Raw genomic sequence first — 23,260 nt, 5'->3', positions numbered from 1 at the left:
GATATTTTAACTTACTGATATTTTAACCTAGATAAGTTACTAGATGATTTCATCTAAATACAAAACACAAACTACTATAATTATAATGAGTAGGGAGTAAAAGCAATGAACACCTAAATTAGGAAATATACTCTACTGCTTAAGTAGGCAATTACCTTATGTTTTTTTGTTTTAAGCTATTGCTAAAGTAGCTTGTAAAAAACTTTCTGTTCTTATTTCTTTGAGTTTGCTAGACAAACTCTCTATAAATAAATCAGATTCAGTACAAATCTGCTCTACTTTTTTCGGAGATAAGGATGAGTCTACCCAGTCTGCTGCATCAGATATTTTATACAAGACTTTTCCAGCACCGTATGGTATATAAGAGGCGGTATATATAGCACCTGATGTAAGATCCAGCAAGTGCTGAGAAGTAGTAATGATTTTGTACTCTACTGCATCTTTATCTTTTTCCGCCTTAATCTTCTCAAGCACCTTTGATGTGCCATGAGGAATGTAAGACATTCCGGCCATAACGTATGAGGCACCATCTAAAGTATACGATGCAACCACTGTTGTTGCTGACAGTACTTTGGCTCCATATTTTGCAACGTAAAGCAACGGCTCCAGAGCGTAAGAAATAGTTCTATTTTGTGATTGAGAATCAAGTGACGAATTTAATGCTTCTAATTCCTCTTGTGTTTCTTTACATTCAAAAAATCTTTCTTCTGTTTCTGAAATATCAATTTCCTCAAAGCCCTCATCAATATCTATAGTTTCTACAGAAGCAGCTATTTCTTTTACAGAATTAACTTCTGTTTCTTTTGAATTTGAACTATTGAAATTTCTGCTGAAGAAACCTGAAAACATACTAAACACTTCTTACCTTAACATTAATGCTTATACCACCATAATAACCCAACATTAATTAAATGTCAAGCTTAATGGCTAATCAAGTTAACTATCTTTTTTACCAATTACAGTACTAAATATTAAATCTTCATCAAAACTCATCTTAGGACGCCAAATAGGACCATCTAAGTGCATATCAATATGGATTGGATTGCTACGACCTGGTGGAATAAAGAAAAACCTCAATAAAGAAATTAAAGTAAAGTTAGGTAAGTTCAAATTAGAAGAGACAGACCCTGATGCTTGATCAATTTCAAATTGCAGGCTAGCTAAACATACGCCATCTTTAATGCTTGCTTTTCCGCTGACATTTTCAAAAAATGTACTACCATTATATATACCAACATGAGTAAGCGTGGCAATTTCAGACCTATTTCTACTACTCAGTAAGTTAGTGATAAATGAATTAAAATCCACGTTAGTAAATTTTATTTCCTGTGCTTGGAAATTGATTTCTCCCGATAAAGTATTAGCCCAGTCGTAAAAGCTTTTTCCTTGAGCTTTAATTTCACCATCTAAGTTTACTTTACCACTTAAATTGTTAATTCCCACAACTCCACCTATCTTTTTGGTGTCCAAATTTTCAATAAAAAATTTTATATACATTGAAGCTGGGTATAAATAACCCTGAAAAGACATTTGTCCATGTTCTAGTGCATAACCTACTTTTCTGACAGCAATAGTGTTGTTTCTCATAACTGCATCTAAATTAAAATCCTCTAAAACATTTTGCCCAACCTTAAGCTTTGCAACATTGATCTGCACATTTGCATCAAAATTTTCTTTAGCGTTCAAGAAATCAAGCTGCTTTGTTGACCATTGAATTTGATTTATCCTATTTCTTGGATCCCTTTTCACTTCGATTAAATTCGGCAATTTAAAAATACTACCATTCAATTTATTGCCCGCGAGATTCAGATCTAACAAAGGCTTGATGTATTTTTGATCCACTAACATTTTGATATTACCAGTAATATCAAAATCCTCCCCGGATAACTTTATCTTATCTGCAACCAGCCTATTCTTTTCTATCTTCAGCAAGAAACTTAAATCTTCAACTTTTGTATCATTCAACGTGAAATCATTAATGTTAGTTTTGATATTTACATCATACTTCAGTTTTTTTAACCATTGCACTTTCGATAAACCATTCAGCAGTGAATAATCGTACTTATCTGCACTGAGATTGTGCACACTAAATCTACCACCAACCACATTATGCTTTTTTGTGTGATTTACCCTCATTGATCCTTGCCAAAATTCTTTATCATTGAGTAATCTAATATCTGAAATAGACAATATCCTGGGTGCAAAGTGTAATTTTGAGTTTAGTGTAAATTTATTTCTCTCTTTTTCTTTCATCTTTATAGAAGGAAAAAAACACGAAACGAACGACTCAAAATCATCTCCTTCTACCAATAAATGACCATTAAATTCAGATAGGGTACCATTATTTGAAACTTTTCCTGATAAGCGAGATTTAGCTCCAGGAATTTGAAATAGTGTATTAACTTTTATTTTGTCGTCAGCAAATTTTAGTGTAGTGTGAAATTTATCCAATATTCTATTTTGGTAGTGAATGTTCGAAGCCTCCACATTAAAGTCCAGGCTCAAATTCTTTGGCATCACCTCTCTAAAACATTCTAGAATATCCTTCATCTCTGTTGTTTCTTGTGGGTCGCTTTGTATAGAATCCAAGTCAACTTTACTAAAGTTAACGTTGATATTAGTGTGATTATTCTTTCTATCATTTCGTATTACACCATTGGCTTGCATGCTTTTAGAATTGATTTTCAGATCGGTCGCTGTGAACTCACTTCCACTCAGGTTGATAGTAGACGATATTCCAATATTCTCATTAGGAACAACATAAGCAAGAAAGCAAAGATTGATAACCTTTGCTAGATCATTTACAACACTAGAACTATTATTAATTGTAAGCGTTAGCTTGCCCTGGAGTCCCTCTTGGTTTCTGTTGCCTGCAAATAGCAAATTGATAAAGTCTGACGTGACATTAACAAGTACATTCTTTTTTGTGATGTTAATCTTTCCTGAAAAATCATAATTATTATCACCTATCTTGACTTTGCCAGAGAACTGCCTGCTTCTCTTAATAGCAAACTCTTTTATGTTAACAATATTTCCATAATCAGCGAAGTCATTGTGTAAATTTATTTGGCTATTTTTTATTACTATATTAACCTTACTGGCTTCTTCACTTATAATGCTAACAAAATTTTTTTTACTACTTTGCATACCAAATAATGTAATTGACTTTGGTTGTAACGAAAGTAAAAATAACGATAGAAGAGACGGCCTTACTTCAATCTTATTTACGCCAATCAGATCTGATAATTTTTGTTCTTTGTTGTTATTATACTGCAGGTACACGTTATAAATAGTAAGCTTGGGAGTAATTAGTGAGACTTCGACTTTTCCTCCAATATGTATCTTAGCGTTGTACGTGTTTTCTAATTTTTGTACAATAAGCTCCTTGTAGCCATTCCAGTTCTTGAAAGTTGCAGCAACGTGCAGAAGGGTTAATATCAAAGAGATTGATAATATTGCATATAAAGAAAGTTTCACAGTAGACCTCTTATGATGTCATCCAAGTAGTTGACACTGGAATCCAGCTTGTTTCATCATGAACATTATTTTTGACGTATACCCCTAGAATCTGTTGTCTATTGCACAATTTGTAAATACTTTTGTATCTGAACCCCAGTGTCAAGCACTGGGATGACAGGAATGGGTAACGAGATGACATGTAGCAATACAATGACATATAGCAACACAAAGAATTTAATTTATACATGTTTTAGATTACCCATAAATATTAGAGTACCAAAATAAATAACAACACTTAAAAATACTAAAGCTGCCAAATGAATAACGCGAGCAAATACTTTATCGAGAGATAATCCTGCCAATAGAGAACTAGAGATGTAAAGAGCTATCGACATGACTAAAGTCGCAACAAGAATTTTTATAATATTTAATAACAGTACTTGACTAATCTTATACATTTTATTTATTGTTAAATAATTAATTAATAAAATAGAATTTATCCAAGTGGAAATGGAAGTAGCAATAGCAATTCCTATATGTTGATATTTGTTCATTAATAGAAGGTTGAGTACTATATTAATGCCAAGGCACATCAGTGAGAATATAGTTGGTATTTTTAGATCACCCTTAGCAAAAAACGTGAGCAGCAGCACCTTGTTTATAATAAATGCAGGCAAGGAAAAAGAAAATGCTGTTAACGTAGGGGCAGTCTGCTGCACTGTATAGTAGTCAAACTTACCATAGGAAAAAAGTGTAAGTAAAATTGTATGAGGAATAATGATAAAAGCAGCAGTCGTTGGTATAATTAGCATTAACCCGACATTAAGAGCTCTGTTCTGTATTCTGATTGTGTTTTTAATATCATTCACTTGTTTTGAGATTAAAGGGAGGAGTACTGTACCAATTGCGGTACCAATTACTCCTTGTGGTAGTTGATTTATTCTATCGGCATAATATATATAGGACACTGCATTTGGTACAAAACTTGCCATAATCGTATCTACCCATAGGCTTATCTGAGTTACACAGTTGTTGATAATTGCTGGTATCACACGCTTAAAAAACAACTTTACTTCATTACTCAACTTCACGCTAAAAAAGAAGGTAGCTTTTGATCTGTACGCACCAAATAACATCAACAATAGCTGTAGCATCCCTCCGACCAAAACAGCCATAGAAAGATTGTGTGCTGGTGTTTTTATATAAGGCACAAATAAACTGATAATCAGGCAGAGATTCAAAATAATTGGGGCAATAGCTGTTGAAGCAAAATGTTGTTTTACTTGCAACATTCCCCCAATTAGTGATGCAATCGAAATGAAAATTATGTAAGGAATCATAATTCTTGATAGGGTCACGGTAAGGGTAAGCTTGCTTTGATCAAATCCAGGAGTAAATACTTGAACCATGTAAGGAAAGAAAGTTTGCATGGTAAGGCAAAAAATTACTAAAATAATAAACGTGAGAGATATTACGCTACTTGCGAAATTGAATGCCTTTTTACTGTCATGTGATTCTGTTGAATATAATGGTATAAAAGAGGTAGTAAATGCTCCCTCTGCAAAAAATGCTCGAAACAGATTAGCAAAGCGAAACGAAGAGAAAAATATGTCTGCAAGAGAAGTTGCACCAATAACTTTAGCAACCAATATATCCCTTATTAATCCCGAGATTCTTGAAATAGCTGTAAAAAAGCTAAATGTGAAAATACTTTTAAACATTGCTATCCACCACTACTCCAGATTGTAGTTAGTGTCAATACAATTGACTGCAATATGTAGTCCTAAAGTGTTATTGATGATATGAGAACAAATACCATCACATTGTAAAAACAATGGAATGACAAAGTTATCGGTGTCATTCCCATATGATGTCATCCAAGTAGCTCCTCTTCTTGTCATTCCGGCGGCCCCGTACAATGTCACCTGAGTAGCCTAATGATATCGTTCAAGTAACCATCTATAATGTCATCCGAGCAGCTGACACTGGGATCCACTCTTTTTTCCTAGATTCCAGCGTCACGCGCTGGAATGACAGAGTTGTGGGTTCTAGCGTTACACGTTGTAATGACAGGATTGTGGATGTCATCCCTGTAGTCTCTACGATGCATCCAAGTAGTCTAATGATGTCATCCGAGTAGCCACCTATAATGTCATCCCAGTGCCCCGACACTGGGATCCATTCTTTTTTCACTGGATTCCAGCGTCGCGCGCTGGAATGACACCATTTGATGAAAATAAGAAACCTCTTATTTTCGATTCTGTATAAAAATGAAAATAAGGCTGGATTACAGCGTCACGCGCTGGAATGACAGGGCTGTGGGTTCTAGCGTTACACGTTGTAATGACAGGATTGTGGATGTCATCCCTGTAGTCTCTACGATGCATCCAAGTAGTCTAATGATGTCATCCGAGTAGCCACCTATAATGTCATCCCAGTGCCCCGACACTGGGATCCAGGAAAATTTGCTTGTTCACAAGCAAACTGATTCGGTGATCATAGAAAGTAGCTAATCTTATGCTAAAAACGTTCTTGGTGAGGTTGCGTGATAAAGGATGGACAGAATTACACCTTCCTATCCAGTTCATAAATTACACTAGCTATAAATGTTAATAAATTTACTAAATGAGAAAAAAAGCAAAAGAAGCCCCGTGGTGGCTAGTTATTTACTTTTGTGTCGAAATGTTGGCGTTTTTTTATCCTAAACGTTTAATAAGTGCGACTTAGCTGCTTTTTAATGCAGCTTAACCTTAGCCATAAACGTTTAAGAAACTCACTAAGCAGAAAAAAAGCAAAAGAAACCCCGAGTAGCTAGTTATTCACTATCTATCTTATGATATTGGCGTTTTTGATGTCTTAAACGACTTATAAGCGCGTTTGAGCTTGTATAGGTAAAAAAACAGAAGTTTTAAAAAGACATACAGTGCACATAGTGCGAAAAATTAAACATGAGACGCCAAATATGCTAAGTTTTTTTCTCATTTAATCTGCACAGACTGAAGATAAATAATAGCTTCAGCCACATGATAAGCGAACTTTTTGGAACTGTCAAGTGGTTTTTGCGTTTCTATTGAATTCAACATACTACTATGCAAGAAGTCTATTAGTAAGGTTGGCAAATTAAGCTACAGATCTTCCTGAGAATGAAACCGAGCACTGAGTCTTAAGTCTTCCTCAGATGCTACAGAGCTTAGTAATAATCCTATACATATCAAGCTTGCAGCAGTTGTACTTCCACCATAGGAAAGAAATGGTAAAGGGTCTCCTATTATGGGTAAAAGACCTATTGTCATTCCGATATTTATGAAGAAATGAGCACCAAAAAAGGCAAAAATACCGATAGACACTAACTTAGAAAAATAATTTTTTGACCTATAGGCAATAGAGAATATTATAATAAACAGTGTAGTATAAAGGAAAATTAAAGCCATACTGCCTAAAAATCCCCATTCTTCCCCGAGCACTGCAAAAGCAAAATCTGTACGCTTTTCCGGCAAAAATCCAAGCTGAGTCTGACTTCCGCTGACAAAGCCTTTACCAAGCCCCCCCCCTGAACCAATAGCTATTTGAGATTGCTGCGCATTATAACCTATTCCAAGTGGATCAACTGATGAATCCAAAAATGACAGTATCCTCTGCTTATGATAAGGGCGTAAAAAAGGCCAAATAGATGGTATTGCCAGAATGCCGAGTGTTCCAAAAACTATTAAGTGAGACCTTTTTATTATTGATGTAAATATAATTGATGCCCCGATAAATAACATTATCATGGCTGTGCCTAAATTAGGCTGTCTTAACACTAAGAACACGGGTAAGAAAATGATTATAAATGCTTTAAATAACCTTTGAAATTCCATCATTTTATATATACTTTGCTTATTAAAATAACGAGCAAGTGCAAGTATTAAGCCTACTTTTGCAAATTCTGATGGCTGTAAACTAATTGACCCAATTTTTATCCATCTTGTTGCGCCCATTATATGCGCACCAAGAAAGTTTACTAATAGCAGCAAAGTTGCCGCTGCTATATAAAAAAAATAGGCGTGCTTCAAATAAAACTCTATCTCTATGAATGACATAGCTATAGCCAACAGAAAAAAGAGAGAGAATATAACTAGCTGGTGAATTGCAAATGGCATCCACTTTCCCCCAGCAGAAGAATATTGAACAATAATACCAATACAAAACAGAGCTATTACGTTAACTACTAATACCCAATGAATTTTCCTTAGCTTATCCATAGCCTTATGTCCTACAGTATTGCAAAACATGAAATAAAAATCAAAAAGCCAATTTTCCAACTACTAACCGAATTGGAGTACTGTATACTCCTGTTAACACTGTTAAAACTGCCATAAATAATAGACAGAAAAGCATGGATAGCGGTACTTTATTAACCGACCCAGGGGCCATTCCAGCATATGATGCTGCATCATTTTCAAAACACATTTTCTCCACCATCTTCCACATATATACTAATGCCAAAAAAGAACCAATAGCAAAAACTATAAGAGAAATCCATGCATGAGATTCAATAATTGCCTTCATCATATACCACTTACTTACAAAGCCGCTTGTTAAAGGTACACCGATTAATGCTAGGCTAAGTAGAGTAAATGCGAGTGTTGTATAAGGTATTGATTTCTTGAGTCCTGATAAATTCTCCATCCTTGTTGAATCAAATTTATATGAAATACATCCTGCAGTCATGAATAAAGATGTTTTTATTATACTGTGATTTACTGTATGTAGAATTGCTGCAAACAAACTTGTTTTGGAGTTTAAACCCAGCATTAAAATTATATAGCCAATCTGACTAATACTGGAGTTAGCAAACAGCCTCTTTATGTCTCTTGCTGTTATTGCATATATTGATCCAAATACAATAGCACAAAGCGCGAGTGTAAATATCACATTATTCAGTGGCGGTTTAAATAAAAAAAAGTTTTGATGAAAAACAGTATGAAAGATTCTGATAAAGACATATATTATCACTTTGGTTACTGTACCTGAAAAAAATATACTGATGAAACTTGGTGCCTCACTATATGAATTAACTAGCCATCTGCTCAATGGAAATAGTGCCATCTTGATTGAGAGACCAACAAAAATGAACAATGTGCCAAGCTTTACAATGTTATTGTCATACAGTGGCACTATCTTCTCAGCCATATCAGACATATTGAGTGTTCCTGTCATAGAATATAAAAGCCCAATACCAAATAAATAAAACGTTGCGCCTATTGTTCCACTAATCAGATATTCAAATGCTGCAACCAGAGCTTTTTTATCCCTTCCCATTGAAACTAGCACATAAGAAGAAAGAGACGAAATTTCCAAAAAAACATAAAGATTGAATATGTCGTTTGTCACTAAAATTCCAAGCAGTCCGCTTAAGCACAACAGAAATAAAGAGTAAAAACCGGTAATTTTGTTTTTGCTAATTTCTTTTTCGTTAATATGAAAGCTATAAAGGACGCTTATCAGCGCTATAAAATTCACTAGAGTTAGAATTAAGGAATTCAACATGTCGATTTTTAATTCTATTCCGTATGGGGGAGCCCAATCCCCAAGGCAATAAGTTATAACTTCGCCACTATAAGTTTTCACAAGCAGTATTGACGAAATAAAAAAAGTAGCTGCTGTTGCAACAAAAGAAGCAAACCAGGACATCTTATGTTCTCTAGTAAGAAAGCAAAACATCGACGCAACTATTGGTACGATAACTTGTAAAATTGGTAATTGCATTAAATTGTTGTTAATGGACTGTTAAAGTATTAGTATATATAATACTCTTTGTTTTAATACCTTTATGTTATCTAAAATTTGCAGTGCGATAAAACATCTATTACGGAAAGAAGGTAAATTTATAGGAAGAGATGAGAACGGAAACTCTTACTATGAATCAAGTAAAGGGGAAAGGTGGGTTGTGTATAGCGGTATTTTTGAACCTACAACAGTGCCTCCAGAGTGGCACATATGGCTTCACTATACCGATAATGCAGCGCCACTTAATAATAAAAAAAGAAAAGTAAAACATACTCCTAATTTGACGGGTACAAAATACGCGTACTACCCGAATCAAAAAGTGAAAAATTACTATGAAAGCTGGAGTCCTAACAATAACTAACAATGCGAAGATCAAATATACTTGAAATAGCCGCTGGATTGTTTGTACTGGCTCTTACTATCTTTCTTGCTTGTTTCGCTGTTAATAAACTATCTGACATAAAAAAAAGCTATAAGGATTGTTATAAGATATATGGCCTTTTTTCTAACGCTAACGGCATAGAAGTTGGAGATAGTGTCAAGATTTCTGGCGTAGATATTGGAAGCATAACTGGTTTATCACTTGATAAGACTACTTATGTAGCACGAATTGATATGTGCATAAGTAAAGACATAAAATTACCAGTTGATAGCTCAGCTCTCATAACTAGTAGTGGAGTTATTGGTAGTAAATTTATTAATATATCGCCAGGATCAGGCGTTAAACTAATTTCAAACGGCGGTAAAATAGAGTATACCCAATCTGAGGCAAATGTGGGTGGAATAATAGACAAGATTCTTGGTATGTTTTCAAAATAGACTCTTTTTCCTCTGTTTTGACAGCGATTCCTGTAAAGGTTAAGCGAGAGGTCCATTTATCAAGTCAAACCACTACTTTTTCTTCTCTTTCTTATTTTTTTTGCTTACACTGCTTATAAGGCTGCAATGGAGGTCTTATGAAAGAAAAAAACTACTGCCTACTTGTAACAATGGTTATAATGATGAGTGTGATAGGGCTGATGTCTTCAGATATTTACCTACCTGCATTACCAGTAATGGCAGAATACTTCCACGTGCGGACACAAGATATACAAACCACTTTAAGTGTATACCTACTTGGTTTATCTATTTCACAAATAATTTATGGTTCCTTATCAGACAGATTTGGCCGCCGGCCTGTTATTATAATAGGCGTTGCTATCTATACTATATTTTCTGGGCTTTGCATGGTTTCAATTAGTGTTAAAGCCTTAGTCGTTTATCGCTTTTTTCAGGCAGTAGGAGCGTGCTCTGGTATGGTATTAGGCAGAACAATTATTGGTGACTTATTCAAAAAAGAAGAAGCAGCACAAATTTTTGCGAGTATCTTTCCAATTATCGGTATGTCGCCAGCTATATCTCCTATTATCGGAGGGTACCTTACCTCTTATTTTGATTGGCAGGCTAGCTTTCTTTTTTTAGTAATTGTTGGAATTGTGTTGATGATCGTTATAGTAGCTTCGCTTGAGGAAACCTTACCTCAAGATAAAAGAGTCAGTATATTAATTACAGATCTTGTAAAAAACTATGGTAGAATATTATGTAATCCAATCTATTTAGCGTATAGTACAATCGTGTGTGCAGCCTATGGCGCTTATTTTGCCTATTTAGTAAATTCTCCATTTATTTTCAACAAATTAGGGTTTAATCCGGATAATATAGGTTTTTTCTATGTTACTATATCTTTATCGTATGTACTGGGTAATATATTGAGTAAAAAAGTGATAAAAATCATTACCATAGACAGTGCATTGCTATTAGGTACAATAATTTTTACTACCGGTGGGCTTGCAATGCTTGTTTTAGCTTGGAATATAATTAGTAACCCGCTAGAAATTATTATTCCTATGACTATCTTAACATTTGGTAACGGATTCCTCCTTCCACTCGGCGTAGCAAGTGTCATATCAATATTTCCAAAAATGGCTGGCACCGCTTCTGGTCTTATGGGCCTCATGCAACTTAGTGCTGCCTCTATATCATCAGTGGCTGCAGGTTATATCCTAAATGAATTAACTCTCTCTACATCATTGGTAGTTTTTATTACGAATATTATAAGTATTTTTTCAATACTTCTTATTCTGACAATAAAGGGTAAGTCAAAGCAAAAAAAGTTTTCCTCAGGAGATCTTTAGACTAAACTTCGAAAAACCCATAATTTATGTAGTCCATCTAAGAACGAAATTTACAGCTTTGCATTTAATAGATCTGCTTATGTAACAAGGTATATCACTAACACAGATCTCAAACTTTACTCACCCACTTTTTAATGATTACGGCCTACATGAATCATGCAGTTAAATCGATACATCAATGACTTTTCGACAATTTCCTATTATTCCACACTCAACATGAACTGAGTTTACTTTAGAGTTGGGAGCTTTAGGCTCTGATCTTGATCGTTCCATTTTCGTGTCAGAATCATAACCTGACTCATACTTTTGCCTTATTCTTTCTACATTAGCACCAACAGTTTTTCTGGTATTAATCTGCAACCCCTCTTTTTGACCTATTGTTGTGTTGACTTTTGATGTGTATTTACTTATTTTTTCTTCCCATTGATTTTTTCTATCTTTCACTAGTCCATGGTAGGTGCCAGAATCAGCTTTTATAGATTTTGCTTTCCTTTCTGATCTTTTTGCAGCAAGATCTACTGTAGCATATATAGGTTCTTGCTTTGATGAATTAATCGATTTTTTCAGTGTTTTACACTCTTCCGCACTAACGTAGAGTGGGTTCTTACGCTCTCTAACATCAGAAATTCTAGTATGTTCTTGCTTTGATGAACCAATCGATTTTTTCAGTGTTTTATACTCTTCCGCACTAACGTAGAGAGGATTCTTACACTCTTTATTATCAGAGATTCCTTCATATATAGACTTTTGCTGTGTTGTATACCTTTCTATACTGGAATAACCACTATCAAGTGAATTGTCATCTCTTCTAAAATGATCTATTTCTTCATAAATGTGTTCATCGTCTCTAAAGTGATCTATTTCCTCATAAATATGTTCGTCGTCTAATTCTGTGACCCCTTGTTTTGCAGCAAAATCGACTTGAGCATATTTATGCGGTGGATCAATTGATTTTTTTTGTGCTATAAGCTCTTTGATGCTAGAGTAGCCACTACTTAGAGAATCATCATCTTCAAAACCATCTACTTTCTCATAAATGTGCCTGTCATCGTATACAGGTTGTGTTTCAGTGTTCTTGGCAGGTATTTCTTCATAAACAGGCTCTGATTGCAAGGAGTGTCCTACGTTTCCCTTTATCGATAAAGCATGTCCTCCTTCTATATCCATGCTGTCTGTACTGTAATACTCAGAGCCTTTCACCAATAAAAATTGTACTATAGGGTGAGAGCTTATTTCCTCTGGCAAGTTTTTTGATGGGTTCACTAACAAGCCTTTTGAAGCAGCCAGTTTTTCCACGGCATGTGTTATAGCATTCTTGTTATTCTCATCTAGTGAGTTAACATCATCTCCCGCATTGACAAGTAACTCTACCATGTCATAATTAAGATTTTCCACAGCAAATACAAGAGCATCGTTTAAATGTTGATTGTTTTCCTTACTGTGAAGAGATTCTTTTTTTCTAACAGACAAAGAGAGCTTATCTAACACCTTAAAGAGACTTAAAGTAAATTTTACAATTCCTTTGTTGTTATACTTGGTAGCTTGAACTAATAAGTTGCTTTTGATGCCCATTGATTATACCTCACTGTTCATAATTTCTAGAAATATCCTACTCTATAGTGATTGATTTTTTCTTAAATCTGATGGTTTTTGCTCGGGTGGACAGTAGGCTTATAACTGAAGTAAACAAGAGTACGGACAATTGGAATCATATCAGGATTGATAAAGTTGCTAAGCGTGCCTGTGAAGTTTTATAAATTTTACCCTTGCTTTCACCTTGTGTATGGGTATTTTTTCACTTACCTCTTTCGAATTTGCTACCATATCTAATAGCTTTAAGTAGAATGTTGAAGCATTTTTGAAATCTGAAAGCTTATCCAAAATAACAGCTAGGTTATAGATATAAAAAATATTGTCTTGATCGAGAGAAATTGCAGCTATCATATACTCCTTAGCTTTTATATAATCTGCCTTTTTCATATAGATCAGGCCTAGATTTGCCAATAAGGAAGCGCAATTTTTATGTATATCATATAGTTTCAACATTTCACTTAACGCTAGATCAGGGTTATACTGCGAGACTATTGTCAAAAAATTCTCTAATATATAAGAGTTACTTGGGTATTCTTTTAACAGCCTGATGTAGATCTCTATAGATTTTTCGTATTCTTTATTAGTGTAATAAATGTTTCCCAGTCCAATCAAAGCGTTTTTGTGATAAGGAAATTTTGCAATGACTTGGTTAAGAAAAGAAATAGCCGCTTCATTATCTCCAGACTCAAAGGAGCCTTGCGCCCTTTCTAAGATAGAGTTTATACTCAAACTTTTGCCAAAGTTCTGTGCAACTTTGATATTAAATTTATTACTTTTTCTCTCAATAACTTCAAAGTTTTTATACTTGTCATCAGCTTTTATATATTTAGCAACATTATCAAAGACTTCTTGTATCTCCAAGTTCTCGTTAGCATAGGCAGGAGAAAACTTTAACAAAATCATGGAACAGATCAATATACAGACAAACATGGCCGAAGCACTGTAACCACACATTGACATCACTCCAGCACGTAACCAGTAAATTTTACTTTTTTGGACTATGTGTACCATAGTGTAAGTCTATGAATGCTGATTTAGCTATATCAATTAATAATAAAAATATTATTAATTGAAGTTTACACTTTTACAGCGCGTAAAGTTAGAGAAGGATTAACCAGTTTTATAATCTATCACTACCGTATTCGCAATTTTGTCATGAAAAGCTTGTCTATGTTTATCATCTACTGCACATGCTAAAACCAAGATTAGTATAGCTAAAAATAAAACAGGATTGCAAAGAGGTGTACAATAAATTATAAAAAAAGCGATAGCCCTTTTTACTGCTTGTATTAGAGTAATCTGCTTAAGAGTGTCTTTGTCTCTTACACGCATGCTAAATAATAAGTGCCCTGGAGTACCACCAAATTTTACTAACATGAATATGTGAAATACACATGGTATCATTAAAAGTAAAGAAAATACAATTGAGGTGATTACAATTATTGCTCCCATGATTCCTTTTATTACGTGTGTAAGTGAAAAACCTACCACCATTAAACAAAACGGTATTGCAATAAATAAAATACAATCAACTACAAATGCTAGAACACGTCTTGCTATTGTTGAATAGTTTATTTCTTTATCCATATACTGCCGATAAATAAAAGTATTAACTAGGTTTATAATCTATCACTACCGTGTTTGCAAATTTATCATAAAAAGTCTGTTTACATCGGTCGAATATTGCAAATATTAAAACTAAAATTAATACAACTAAAAGACATGCGGAAACATAATCAGGCAGCAGATCAGACAGAAAACTATAAATAATCCAAATACCTTCCTTGGAAAGGCACCTTATTGTTGCCTGCATGAGGGTAACATTTTGAAGTGTATTTGCATCTTTAATACGCATACCACACAATAACTTTCCTGGAGTACCACCAAGTCTTGTTACCATTAATATTTTTAATGCCATATATGGTACTAATATTATGACTGTTCCAACAATTTCTTCCATTAATGTCTCTGCTTCCTGTTGTTTTAATTTTTGAAGAAAATCATCTTTACCTAAAAATATAAGTATACCAATAAGTAAGGGAAAGAAAAATATGATGTAGTCAAGTATCTCTGCTACAGCACGCCTTGTAAATCCTACATAATTTATCTTAACATTTATTTCGGTATCCATACCCCCACCTGTATTTCATAACTTTACTAACTATAACATAAAAACATGTCATTAAATAATCGTAAACATGCTAATTTAGATAGCATTGACCCACTCTATTATTTGAATTAATATTAAATTATTTGTAGCTAGGGAAACTATGTCAACACCAATCACAGTTGCGTATGGTGACGGTATCGGGCCGGAAATTATGGAAGCGGTGCTATCGATATTGCGCGAAGCAGAGGCAAAAATCTCGGTAGATGTTATTGAAATAGGGGAGTGTGTTTATAACAGGGAATGGTCTCATGGAATTTCTCCAAGTGGCTGGGAGTCTATTGAAAGGACAAAGATATTACTTAAGTCTCCAACAACAACTCCTCAAGGTAAAGGCCACAAAAGCTTAAACGTTGCACTTAGAAAGAACCTAGGGCTATATGCAAATATCAGGCCGTGCATTTCATATCATCCTGTTATAGAAAATAAATTTGATAAGTTTGATGTCGTAGTAATACGTGAAAATGAAGAGGACGTTTACACAGGAATCGAGCACAGACTCACTGGTGACTCTTACCAATGCACTAAGATTATTACTAGATCCGGTTCAGAGAAAATATGCAGGTATGCTTTTGAATACGCGAAAAAGCATGATAGAAAGAAAGTAACTTGCCTAACTAAAGATAACATAATGAAAATGACAGACGGCACTTTCCATGCAGCGTTTGATCATGTTGCAAAAGAATACCCGGACATAAAGGCGGAACATTATATAGTTGATATTGGAATGGCACGTGTTGCCACAGAGCCCGAGAATTTCGATGTAATAGTAACTGAGAACTTGTATGGTGATATATTGTCAGATATAGTAGCACAAACCTCAGGTTCTGTAGGGCTTGCTGGAAGTAGCAATGTAGGCAGTAAATACGCAATGTTTGAAGCAGTTCATGGTTCTGCTCCTGATATCGCAGGAAAAAATATAGCTAATCCTTCAGGCCTTTTAAATGCCGCAGTGCATATGCTAGTTCACTTAGGTCAAGTGGGTGCTGCAAAACCGATTTACGATGCGTGGCTGAGAACTTTGGAGGAAGGGATACACACTGCTGATTTATATAAAGAGCAAAAAAGTAAACAAAAAGTTGGTACTAAAGAATTTGCAGAAGCTGTTATAGATAATTTGGGGAAAAAGCCTGGAACATTGCCTGAACTGATAATCAGCAACGGTGCAAATAGTAAAATGAGTAAAATACAAGATAGCTACAAACAGGATTACAAAACTAAAAAGCTGGTTGGTAGCGATATAACACTTGCCTGGAGTAAGTCGGCTGATTTTGATCAAATAGTGAAGTTATTTGAATCGAGTAATCCGAAAATTATAGCAATATACTCAAAAGGTCTTGCAATTTGGCCGGGAAGTCCAAAATCTTTAAGTGACCAAATAACCTGCAGGTTTATTGCAAATAATGAAAAGAAGACTATTACAAATAGTGATGTAAATAACCTGCTAGTCAAACTTGGAGAAAATAACTTTGACGTGGTGAGAATGGATAAGTTGTATTTGTATGATGGGAAGGAGGGGTTCTTTGATTAGTTGCCATTAACCATTTGGCAACGTTTAAGTGTACTATACTAAGGATATGACGTTTGTATAAGGTATAGTAATGGGTCATCATTTTAAACTTACTAATCAAGAATTTAATGATAATGCTAACCTATTTTATATATTAGAAACAAAAGCTGAGCAAGTTGTAGGTCAGAGCCATCAAGAGCTTAGTAGAGTTTTAACAGCACAATACAGAAAGTTGAGTCGTGTGCACCACCCTGACAAAGGTGGAAATGCAGAAAGATTTAAAGAGATTAATGAAACTTATAAAGAGTTAAACGCATATATTGAACCTTTAAAGTCAGGAAACCCTTGCAGTAATGGATGTTTAACAGCACGTGAATTTTATTATAGAAAGAAGTTATTTGAAAAATTGAATGTCATTGAGAAAGAAGCGGTTGGAAAAAATTATGCAGAATTAAGATTAATATTAAAAAATAAAAACCTCTCATTTGAAAAAAACCTAGAAAACTACAGTAAGCTTATCAGCCAAATCAGCAAAATTTTACAAAGCCCAAGCTTAGATATCTTCAGGAAAGGGAAAGAAATTGAAGGGTTAAAACAAGAATTGAATCAATATCGAGTAAAACCAGGTATACAATTATTTGAATATATTGTTCCCCTAAGCAAAAGTGAAAATCTAATTGAAGAAGATAAAAAGTCATTAGCATTAAAATTCATAGAACGTCAGAATTTTATTCAAACACATATTCAAGCTTATAGTGCTCTACCTTTATGCCTATTAGCTACAGTTACTATAGGTTATTATTTTTCATGGTGGATCATAGCATTTAACATCATTACCAATAAAGCTTCTCGTTTATTAATGAATGATTACATAGAAAAGTATAATAATGAAGAAATTTCTACTGACGAATTTATAAGTAAGATAAATTATATTGTGCTAGGCAGTAAATTACTTCTTATTTATCCTCTAGCTGCTTTTTCTGTTTACTTACTTACGACAAATTTTATTGCGAATGGATTAACTATTGGTGTAGGTATACTAGGCTCCCTATTTACACTAGCAATACTAATTGAAGCTTTAGCTCCTGTTTTCTCAAAAGGTTGCGAAATATATACTGAAAAACATACAAGGGACTTACTAGAAGAAGACCCAAAAGATAAAGTGCAGAAGGAGACTGATTTATTAAAACGGTATGATCCTCGAAAGTTATTAATGCCAATAATTATGCCTCTTGTTAGAAAATGTTTTGCAGAAGTAGTTGGTGAATGTACTGAAAGAAATTTTGATGAAGCAAACACTAATGTATCTGATGCTAAAGTTGAGCAACTACCTAAAGCAATTAGATTTACATAGTAAGATATTGCAGTATAGTATAAGCTTTTAGCTCTATGAAATGGATCCCAAAAAAGTAGAATTGATATTTGAAAAATTCAAGCAGTCGAATCACACACCGAAAATAGAGCTCAATTACACTAATCATTTTACGCTACTGGTTGCGATAGTTTTGTCGGCACGGACAACCGATGTAAGCGTGAATAAAATTACAAAAGAACTATTTAATATCGCCTTTACACCAGAAAAAATGTTGCGTCTTGGGCAAAGCGAGTTGAAAAAACGTATAAGCAGCATTGGTTTGTATAATTCCAAAGCAAAAAACATAATTGAGCTCAGTAGGATATTAGTTGAGCAGTATAACAGCAAAGTTCCTACAAATTTTGACGATCTGGTATCTTTACCAGGGGTAGGGAGAAAGAGTGCTAATGTGTTTTTGAATTCAGGACTCGGCATTCCAACACTGGCAGTTGACACTCATGTTTTTAGAGTTAGCAATAGAGTCGGATTTGTAAAAGAAAAAGATGTATTTAAAACGGAGCAGTCTCTTTTAAATGTAGTTCCAAAAAAATACCTGCTTTATGCTCATCATTGGCTGGTTTTACACGGTAGGTATGTGTGCAAAGCACAAAAACCTTTATGTGAGGCATGCATAATCCATGATTTATGTGAGTTTGAGTGCAAAAGGTATAAGATCTAGTATCTCTTCTTTTATAACTCTAGTACAACTGTATGAACATTAATTACAGAAAAATTGCACCTCCATTTAGCCTACTTTATCCTAAAATTTTGCTTGCTTCACTCTCTCTAGACAGACATCATGTTTGTGGGTAACAGTAAGATTCTGCAAGGGGCTGACAGAAACATTCTACTAATCTACTCTCCAAGTTACCCTATATTGGTAAACATATAATGTTCAATCGGAAGAAAGTTTCGTTGTACTTTTTGTGCCAGATTATTAATATGGTATTAATAATCGTAGAATCTGTGTAAAGATTATGAGCACTTATGCTAAATCAGGAGTAGACCTTAAGCTGTATAATAAGCTAATAAAAGAGGTCAACCTTATAGTTGGGAAAACTAAAAAAAAGGAAGAGGTTATTAGCGAAGAAGGTTCATTTTCCGCGCTGTTTGATTTCGCTGCGCTGAGTAAAAAATATGACCATCCAGTACTCGTTTCTTCAACTGATGGGGTGGGTACAAAGCTGTTGATAGCTCAAGAAGTAAACAAACATGGTACTATAGGCATAGATCTAGTTGCAATGTGTGTGAATGACTTGCTTGCGCAAGGAGCAACACCTTTATTTTTCCTCGATTACTTCGCAACAGGTACTTTGAGTAAAGATGTTCTATTGTCTGTAGTGCAGGGTATTGCAGAGGGATGTAAACAGGCCAATATAGCATTAGTTGGTGGAGAAACCGCAGAAATGCCTGGAATGTATAGTAATAATCACTATGACCTTGCAGGATTTGTGGTTGGAGTGGTCAATAAAAGTAAGATCCTTCCAAAATGTAACACTATGAAGGAAGGTGACTGTATAGTTGGCTTAGAGTCGAACGGAATTCACTCAAATGGGTTTTCTTTGGTGCGACATATTTTTAAAGATTTAGGCATAAATTATAATGACTTATCTCCGTGGAATAATAAAACCTGGGGTGAGATGCTACTTGAACCAACAAAAATATACGTTGATTCTTTATTACCTATTATGTCAAAGGTAAAAGGTATTGCACACATCACAGGTGGTGGCTTAGTGGATAATGTTCCGCGGATTCTTCCAGAAGATTTATTTGCCGACATAGACATTGGTTCTTGGGAATGGCCAGATATATTTTTGTGGCTGATAAAAGAGGGTAAAGTGGAGAAGAGAGAAATGTTAAGGACATTTAACTGCGGTATTGGTATGGTATTGATCGTAGATCCTGAGAATATGCAAAGTGTAAAAAATCATTTCCAAAAACGTGGAGAAAAAATTGAGATTATTGGAAAGCTTCATGAGAAATATAAACCACCGCTTGATGAAGTAGCGTCTTAGTTAGACTAACTTTACTGACAATCTTTCTGCAACTTCTAAATATGCTTCCTTTAGGTTTCCTAAACTTAGACGGAAGACATCTTTATCTAGTTTTTTGTGAGTACTGTTATCCCATAACCTGCAATTGTCAGGGCTGATCTCATCAGCTAGGATGATCTTTGCTTTATCGCTCATTAGCCTGCCAAATTCTAATTTGAGGTCGACTAAATCTATACCTGCATTTGAAAATAAGTCAACTAGAACTTTGTTGATTTTTAAGGTTGTAGTTTTAACCTCTTCCATTTCTTCACGAGATAGCCAGCCAAAATATAGCACGTGGTTTTCATTTACCATTGGATCAGCCAGATTGTCATCTTTATAGAAAAATTCGATTATAGGAGATATAAGCTTCTCGCCTTCTTTTACATTAAAACGTTTGCAAAAACTACCGGCTGCAATATTTCTCACTACTATTTCAAGAGGTATAATCTTTAGTTTTTTAACTAGCTGCTCTCTTTCATTCAGAGTTTTTATAAAGTGTGTGCCAATTCCTGCTTTTTCAAGCTTTTCCATGATAAAAGCGCTAATGAAGTTGTTGATTATTCCCTTACCCTCAATAACCTCATATTTTTCTTTATTAAAGGCTGTTACGTCATCTTTAAAGTGCTGTATGACAGTTAACGAATCTTTAGCTTCAATAATAGATTTCGCTTTACCTTCATATATTATTTTGCCTGGCAGCATATTTGATTTAACTATATATTGTAGATATTACATCAATTTACTACCTAAGTTTACTATAAATTTACAAAGATGTTCAATGTTACAATATTAACTATATTTCCAGAGATGTTTCCTGGATTTTTAAGCTATTCCCTTGCTGGAAAAGCGTTAGAAAAGAAAATATGGGACCTTGATGTAATAAATATACGTTTTTTTGCTAAAGATAAACATTCAACAGTAGATGATGCTCCATATGGAGGTGGAGCAGGAATGATTATGCGCCCTGATGTGATTGGTGATGCAGTTGATAGTGTACTTTCTGCTCATAGGGATACTAAATTTATTTATATGACTCCATCTGGCACGAGATTTAATCAAAGCGTTGCAAAAGAATTGATAGAATTTCCTCATATCACAATATTATGCGGTCGATTTGAGGGTATTGACCAAAGAGTGATTGATGAGTATACTCCTTATGAGTTAAGTATTGGAGATTATATACTTTCAGGAGGCGAGCCGGCTGCAATGGTAGTTCTCGATGCATGTGTTAGGCTTCTTCCTGGTGTAGTAAGTAATTCTGATAGTATTGCTGAAGAAAGTTTTAGTTATGGTGGTGGTATGCTTGAGTACCCTCAATATACTAAACCTAAGCAGTGGAGAGAACATAAAGTGCCTGAGATTCTGTTGTCTGGTAATCACAAAAAAATAAGTGATTGGAGGCGGAAACAGTCTCAAGCTTTAACAAAAAGGCGTAGGCCTGAATTATTAGATGGAGATATAAATGACAAGTTTACTTGAAAAGTTCAATAAGCAGCAAATGCAAGTGTTAGCTAAAGAATTGCCAGAGTTTCGTCCTGGTGATGATTTGAAGGTCACTTTTAAAGTGGTTGAAGGTGCAAGCGAACGTATGCAAATATTTGAAGGTGTATGTATATCAAAAAGAAATCGTGGGTTACATTCTTCTTTTGCGGTTAGGAAAGTGAGTCATGGAGAAAGTATAGTATCACAGTTTTTTGTTTATTCTCCTGCGTTAGTTTCAGTGCAAGTGACAAGAAAGGGAAAAGTTCGTAGAGCGAAATTATACTACTTATGTAAGCTATTTGGAAAAGCTGCAAGAATAAAAGAACGTACTACTTACAAAAACAGTAGATCTAAGTAGACGCCAGTGTAGATCTCAGTATAAACACTGGGTCAGGCGTTGAGGTGATAAAAAAGTATTGATGTTTAGTATAAGCAAGAAAATCTCATTTAGGCTAGCTACATAATGAACATAAAAACAAAATTCCTTAAGCTGCTTCAGTCGAGACGCGTACATGCTCGCATAAAAAAGAAAAACAAAAGAAATAAAACGCTGTATTTCTGTTCTCTTATAACGTTAGTTATTTCGCTAGGTTGTCCTATATGTATATTGCTAAGTATATTAATTAACTCTTACAGTGCTTTAACGGTAACTAAAGTTTTGTTGCCAATTGAAATAAACGCTGATTTTGCTTTAACAGATAGTCCTAGTGATTTGAGATATAAATCTATTGAGTTGCTCAATAATTCTCTACATAAAATATTTGAAGGAACTGATTTCAAAAATGTTGATGAAATTTTAGGTCGTAACTCTTACAAGGAATTGGAGAATTTTTTTTACAGGAAAGCAAAATACAGTGGTAAATATGAAATCTGGTTTACTGCTTCAGGTATAATCAATTCAATAAACAAAAATAAGTATTTTGACGATCATTATGCTAAATTACTCGACTGGCTGAAAGAAAAGGGAAGAGTGAAAAAATTCTTTAATAAGTCTTTATTTCTTAAATCTGATTCCCGTGAACCTGAAAATGCAGGGATTTTAGGAGCATTTGTTGGCTCGTTAATGACGATTATAGTATGCATGGCTTTAGCATTACCAATAGGAATTATGTCTGGTATCTGTCTTCATGAGTTTATGCCAAGAAGTAGTATAGTAACTAGCATTGTAGAGGTTAGCGTAAATAACCTTGCTGCAGTACCTTCAATAATATTCGGCGTAGTAGGTTTAACTCTCTACCTTGGTATATTTGGGCTACCGCGTTCTTCGCCGCTTGTTGGTGGAATGACCCTCTCATTCATGATGCTGCCTAATATTATAATTGCAACAAAAAATGCTTTTGCGAACGTTCCTATTACAATAAAAGATGCAGCTTTTGCTATTGGTGCACCTCACATCAAGGTAATATTAGACCACTCTTTACCGATTGCATTGCCAAGGATAATACACGGTGCTATGCTTGCAGTTGCAAGAGTTTTAGGTGAATCTTCTCCTCTACTTATGATAGGTATGGTAGCATTTATAGCTGATACACCAACATCTTTTTTTGACCCAGCAACTGTTTTACCTGTGCAAATATACATATGGTCAAGTAGCCCTGAAATTGCATTCATTGAACTTGCTGCTATTGCGATTATAGCTCTCTTGATAATGTTGTTTGCTCTAAATTTAGTGGCAAATTTTGTGAAAAGGAAATTCGAGTTTTTTAATTTTTAATT

General features: G+C 34.5%; 24 protein-coding genes. 10 read left to right on the top strand and 14 right to left on the bottom strand.

Translation table 11 applies throughout. The features are described 5' to 3' along the window. Nucleotides 1–171: 171 nt before the first annotated feature. The 9 genes from HF196_RS02075 to HF196_RS02035 all read right to left on the bottom strand — a co-directional run bounded on the left by HF196_RS02075 (nucleotide 172) and on the right by HF196_RS02035 (nucleotide 9,207). A complete protein-coding gene (locus HF196_RS02075) occupies nucleotides 172–849 on the bottom strand; it encodes a hypothetical protein (RefSeq protein ID WP_168455605.1) in 678 nt (225 codons plus the stop codon). Between the two features lie 87 nt (nucleotides 850–936). After that, the gene (locus tag HF196_RS02070) at nucleotides 937–3,477 is read right to left on the bottom strand and encodes an AsmA-like C-terminal region-containing protein (protein ID WP_168455604.1); all 2,541 of its coding nucleotides are present in this window, start codon (nucleotides 3,475–3,477) and stop codon (nucleotides 937–939) included. Nucleotides 3,478–3,487: 10 nt separating this feature from the next. Continuing rightward, nucleotides 3,488–3,676, bottom strand: coding sequence for a hypothetical protein (locus HF196_RS02065; protein WP_168455603.1), 189 nt, complete (start codon nucleotides 3,674–3,676; stop codon nucleotides 3,488–3,490). Nucleotides 3,677–3,698: 22 nt separating this feature from the next. Continuing rightward, a complete protein-coding gene (gene murJ, locus HF196_RS02060; protein ID WP_168455602.1) occupies nucleotides 3,699–5,180 on the bottom strand; it encodes a murein biosynthesis integral membrane protein MurJ in 1,482 nt (493 codons plus the stop codon). 12 nt (nucleotides 5,181–5,192) lie between these two features. Next, the gene (locus HF196_RS02055) at nucleotides 5,193–5,384 is read right to left on the bottom strand and encodes a hypothetical protein (protein ID WP_168455601.1); all 192 of its coding nucleotides are present in this window, start codon (nucleotides 5,382–5,384) and stop codon (nucleotides 5,193–5,195) included. 34 nt (nucleotides 5,385–5,418) lie between these two features. After that, nucleotides 5,419–5,652, bottom strand: a complete 234-nt coding sequence (locus HF196_RS02050) for a WPE palindromic element domain-containing protein (protein WP_168455600.1) — start codon at nucleotides 5,650–5,652, stop codon at nucleotides 5,419–5,421. Then, nucleotides 5,649–5,846 (bottom strand): hypothetical protein, encoded by a 198-nt coding sequence (locus tag HF196_RS02045; protein ID WP_168455599.1) that lies wholly within the window; start codon nucleotides 5,844–5,846, stop codon nucleotides 5,649–5,651. The genes HF196_RS02050 and HF196_RS02045 overlap by 4 nt, the downstream gene beginning before the upstream one ends. 738 nt (nucleotides 5,847–6,584) lie before the next feature. Beyond that, nucleotides 6,585–7,700 carry a rod shape-determining protein RodA gene (gene rodA, locus HF196_RS02040; RefSeq protein WP_168456260.1) on the bottom strand — a complete coding sequence of 372 codons (1,116 nt, stop codon included), beginning with the start codon at nucleotides 7,698–7,700 and terminating at the stop codon, nucleotides 6,585–6,587. Between the two features lie 40 nt (nucleotides 7,701–7,740). Beyond that, nucleotides 7,741–9,207 carry a proton-conducting transporter transmembrane domain-containing protein gene (locus HF196_RS02035; protein WP_168455598.1) on the bottom strand — a complete coding sequence of 489 codons (1,467 nt, stop codon included), beginning with the start codon at nucleotides 9,205–9,207 and terminating at the stop codon, nucleotides 7,741–7,743. Between the two features lie 64 nt (nucleotides 9,208–9,271). Between HF196_RS02035 and HF196_RS02030 the strand changes: the two genes are divergently transcribed. The 3 genes from HF196_RS02030 (at nucleotide 9,272) to HF196_RS02020 (ending at nucleotide 11,402) form a co-directional block, all read left to right on the top strand. Beyond that, complete coding sequence (locus HF196_RS02030; protein ID WP_168455597.1) at nucleotides 9,272–9,589, top strand: NADH-ubiquinone oxidoreductase subunit NDUFA12 family protein; 318 nt, start codon at nucleotides 9,272–9,274, stop codon at nucleotides 9,587–9,589. A 2-nt stretch (nucleotides 9,590–9,591) separates the two neighbouring features. Further along, nucleotides 9,592–10,047 carry an outer membrane lipid asymmetry maintenance protein MlaD gene (gene mlaD / locus HF196_RS02025; RefSeq protein WP_168455596.1) on the top strand — a complete coding sequence of 152 codons (456 nt, stop codon included), beginning with the start codon at nucleotides 9,592–9,594 and terminating at the stop codon, nucleotides 10,045–10,047. A 137-nt stretch (nucleotides 10,048–10,184) separates the two neighbouring features. Continuing rightward, nucleotides 10,185–11,402, top strand: coding sequence for a multidrug effflux MFS transporter (locus HF196_RS02020; RefSeq protein ID WP_168455595.1), 1,218 nt, complete (start codon nucleotides 10,185–10,187; stop codon nucleotides 11,400–11,402). 162 nt (nucleotides 11,403–11,564) lie between these two features. Here the strand turns inward: HF196_RS02020 and HF196_RS02015 are convergent, their stop codons facing one another. From HF196_RS02015 to HF196_RS02000, 4 genes are all read right to left on the bottom strand, one after another. Continuing rightward, complete coding sequence (locus HF196_RS02015) at nucleotides 11,565–12,974, bottom strand: ankyrin repeat domain-containing protein (RefSeq protein ID WP_168455594.1); 1,410 nt, start codon at nucleotides 12,972–12,974, stop codon at nucleotides 11,565–11,567. Nucleotides 12,975–13,133: 159 nt separating this feature from the next. After that, complete coding sequence (locus HF196_RS02010; protein ID WP_168455593.1) at nucleotides 13,134–14,006, bottom strand: tetratricopeptide repeat protein; 873 nt, start codon at nucleotides 14,004–14,006, stop codon at nucleotides 13,134–13,136. 99 nt (nucleotides 14,007–14,105) lie between these two features. Next, nucleotides 14,106–14,582 (bottom strand): RDD family protein, encoded by a 477-nt coding sequence (locus HF196_RS02005; RefSeq protein WP_168455592.1) that lies wholly within the window; start codon nucleotides 14,580–14,582, stop codon nucleotides 14,106–14,108. A 22-nt stretch (nucleotides 14,583–14,604) separates the two neighbouring features. Further along, nucleotides 14,605–15,126, bottom strand: coding sequence for an RDD family protein (locus HF196_RS02000; protein ID WP_168455591.1), 522 nt, complete (start codon nucleotides 15,124–15,126; stop codon nucleotides 14,605–14,607). Between the two features lie 139 nt (nucleotides 15,127–15,265). On the opposite strand from HF196_RS02000, the gene icd reads away from it, so the two are divergent. The 4 genes from icd to purM all read left to right on the top strand — a co-directional run bounded on the left by icd (nucleotide 15,266) and on the right by purM (nucleotide 20,041). Beyond that, nucleotides 15,266–16,693 (top strand): isocitrate dehydrogenase, encoded by a 1,428-nt coding sequence (gene icd / locus HF196_RS01995; RefSeq protein ID WP_168455590.1) that lies wholly within the window; start codon nucleotides 15,266–15,268, stop codon nucleotides 16,691–16,693. 70 nt (nucleotides 16,694–16,763) lie between these two features. Continuing rightward, the gene (locus HF196_RS01990; RefSeq protein ID WP_168455589.1) at nucleotides 16,764–18,026 is read left to right on the top strand and encodes a molecular chaperone DnaJ; all 1,263 of its coding nucleotides are present in this window, start codon (nucleotides 16,764–16,766) and stop codon (nucleotides 18,024–18,026) included. A 40-nt stretch (nucleotides 18,027–18,066) separates the two neighbouring features. After that, the gene (nth, locus tag HF196_RS01985) at nucleotides 18,067–18,705 is read left to right on the top strand and encodes an endonuclease III (protein WP_168455588.1); all 639 of its coding nucleotides are present in this window, start codon (nucleotides 18,067–18,069) and stop codon (nucleotides 18,703–18,705) included. A 298-nt stretch (nucleotides 18,706–19,003) separates the two neighbouring features. After that, nucleotides 19,004–20,041 carry a phosphoribosylformylglycinamidine cyclo-ligase gene (gene purM / locus HF196_RS01980; RefSeq protein WP_168455587.1) on the top strand — a complete coding sequence of 346 codons (1,038 nt, stop codon included), beginning with the start codon at nucleotides 19,004–19,006 and terminating at the stop codon, nucleotides 20,039–20,041. Here the strand turns inward: purM and purC are convergent, their stop codons facing one another. Next, complete coding sequence (gene purC, locus HF196_RS01975) at nucleotides 20,042–20,764, bottom strand: phosphoribosylaminoimidazolesuccinocarboxamide synthase (RefSeq protein WP_168455586.1); 723 nt, start codon at nucleotides 20,762–20,764, stop codon at nucleotides 20,042–20,044. A gap of 69 nt (nucleotides 20,765–20,833) precedes the next feature. Between purC and trmD the strand changes: the two genes are divergently transcribed. The 3 genes from trmD (at nucleotide 20,834) to HF196_RS01960 (ending at nucleotide 23,258) form a co-directional block, all read left to right on the top strand. Beyond that, nucleotides 20,834–21,541: a tRNA (guanosine(37)-N1)-methyltransferase TrmD gene (gene trmD, locus HF196_RS01970; RefSeq protein WP_168455585.1), complete on the top strand. Its 708-nt coding sequence runs from the start codon at nucleotides 20,834–20,836 to the stop codon at nucleotides 21,539–21,541. Further along, nucleotides 21,525–21,902: a 50S ribosomal protein L19 gene (rplS, locus tag HF196_RS01965; protein WP_168455584.1), complete on the top strand. Its 378-nt coding sequence runs from the start codon at nucleotides 21,525–21,527 to the stop codon at nucleotides 21,900–21,902. The genes trmD and rplS overlap by 17 nt, the downstream gene beginning before the upstream one ends. A 105-nt stretch (nucleotides 21,903–22,007) precedes the next feature. Further along, complete coding sequence (locus HF196_RS01960) at nucleotides 22,008–23,258, top strand: PstA family ABC transporter permease (RefSeq protein ID WP_168455583.1); 1,251 nt, start codon at nucleotides 22,008–22,010, stop codon at nucleotides 23,256–23,258. Nucleotides 23,259–23,260: the final 2 nt, after the last annotated feature.

The sequence above is a fragment of the Wolbachia endosymbiont of Ctenocephalides felis wCfeJ genome (assembly GCF_012277315.1).
Taxonomy (GTDB): Bacteria; Pseudomonadota; Alphaproteobacteria; order Rickettsiales; family Anaplasmataceae; genus Wolbachia.
The sequence above is the reverse complement of the archived record's forward strand: the minus strand, read 5'-3'. Positions and strand labels throughout refer to the sequence as shown.

What these genes read in the sequence shown, in the direction of transcription:
- HF196_RS02075 (WP_168455605.1), bottom strand. Translation starts at nt 849, where the DNA reads ATGTTTTCAGGTTTCTTCAGCAGAAATTTCAATAGTTCAAATTCAAAA.
- HF196_RS02065 (WP_168455603.1), bottom strand. Translation starts at nt 3,676, where the DNA reads ATGTCATTGTATTGCTACATGTCATCTCGTTACCCATTCCTGTCATCC.
- murJ (WP_168455602.1), bottom strand. Translation starts at nt 5,180, where the DNA reads ATGTTTAAAAGTATTTTCACATTTAGCTTTTTTACAGCTATTTCAAGA.
- HF196_RS02045 (WP_168455599.1), bottom strand. Translation starts at nt 5,846, where the DNA reads ATGCATCGTAGAGACTACAGGGATGACATCCACAATCCTGTCATTACA.
- rodA (WP_168456260.1), bottom strand. Translation starts at nt 7,700, where the DNA reads ATGGATAAGCTAAGGAAAATTCATTGGGTATTAGTAGTTAACGTAATA.
- HF196_RS02035 (WP_168455598.1), bottom strand. Translation starts at nt 9,207, where the DNA reads ATGCAATTACCAATTTTACAAGTTATCGTACCAATAGTTGCGTCGATG.
- HF196_RS02030 (WP_168455597.1), top strand. Translation starts at nt 9,272, where the DNA reads ATGTTATCTAAAATTTGCAGTGCGATAAAACATCTATTACGGAAAGAA.
- mlaD (WP_168455596.1), top strand. Translation starts at nt 9,592, where the DNA reads ATGCGAAGATCAAATATACTTGAAATAGCCGCTGGATTGTTTGTACTG.
- HF196_RS02020 (WP_168455595.1), top strand. Translation starts at nt 10,185, where the DNA reads ATGAAAGAAAAAAACTACTGCCTACTTGTAACAATGGTTATAATGATG.
- HF196_RS02015 (WP_168455594.1), bottom strand. Translation starts at nt 12,974, where the DNA reads ATGGGCATCAAAAGCAACTTATTAGTTCAAGCTACCAAGTATAACAAC.
- HF196_RS02010 (WP_168455593.1), bottom strand. Translation starts at nt 14,006, where the DNA reads ATGGTACACATAGTCCAAAAAAGTAAAATTTACTGGTTACGTGCTGGA.
- HF196_RS02005 (WP_168455592.1), bottom strand. Translation starts at nt 14,582, where the DNA reads ATGGATAAAGAAATAAACTATTCAACAATAGCAAGACGTGTTCTAGCA.
- HF196_RS02000 (WP_168455591.1), bottom strand. Translation starts at nt 15,126, where the DNA reads ATGGATACCGAAATAAATGTTAAGATAAATTATGTAGGATTTACAAGG.
- icd (WP_168455590.1), top strand. Translation starts at nt 15,266, where the DNA reads ATGTCAACACCAATCACAGTTGCGTATGGTGACGGTATCGGGCCGGAA.
- HF196_RS01990 (WP_168455589.1), top strand. Translation starts at nt 16,764, where the DNA reads ATGGGTCATCATTTTAAACTTACTAATCAAGAATTTAATGATAATGCT.
- nth (WP_168455588.1), top strand. Translation starts at nt 18,067, where the DNA reads ATGGATCCCAAAAAAGTAGAATTGATATTTGAAAAATTCAAGCAGTCG.
- purM (WP_168455587.1), top strand. Translation starts at nt 19,004, where the DNA reads ATGAGCACTTATGCTAAATCAGGAGTAGACCTTAAGCTGTATAATAAG.
- purC (WP_168455586.1), bottom strand. Translation starts at nt 20,764, where the DNA reads ATGCTGCCAGGCAAAATAATATATGAAGGTAAAGCGAAATCTATTATT.
- trmD (WP_168455585.1), top strand. Translation starts at nt 20,834, where the DNA reads ATGTTCAATGTTACAATATTAACTATATTTCCAGAGATGTTTCCTGGA.
- rplS (WP_168455584.1), top strand. Translation starts at nt 21,525, where the DNA reads ATGACAAGTTTACTTGAAAAGTTCAATAAGCAGCAAATGCAAGTGTTA.
- HF196_RS01960 (WP_168455583.1), top strand. Translation starts at nt 22,008, where the DNA reads ATGAACATAAAAACAAAATTCCTTAAGCTGCTTCAGTCGAGACGCGTA.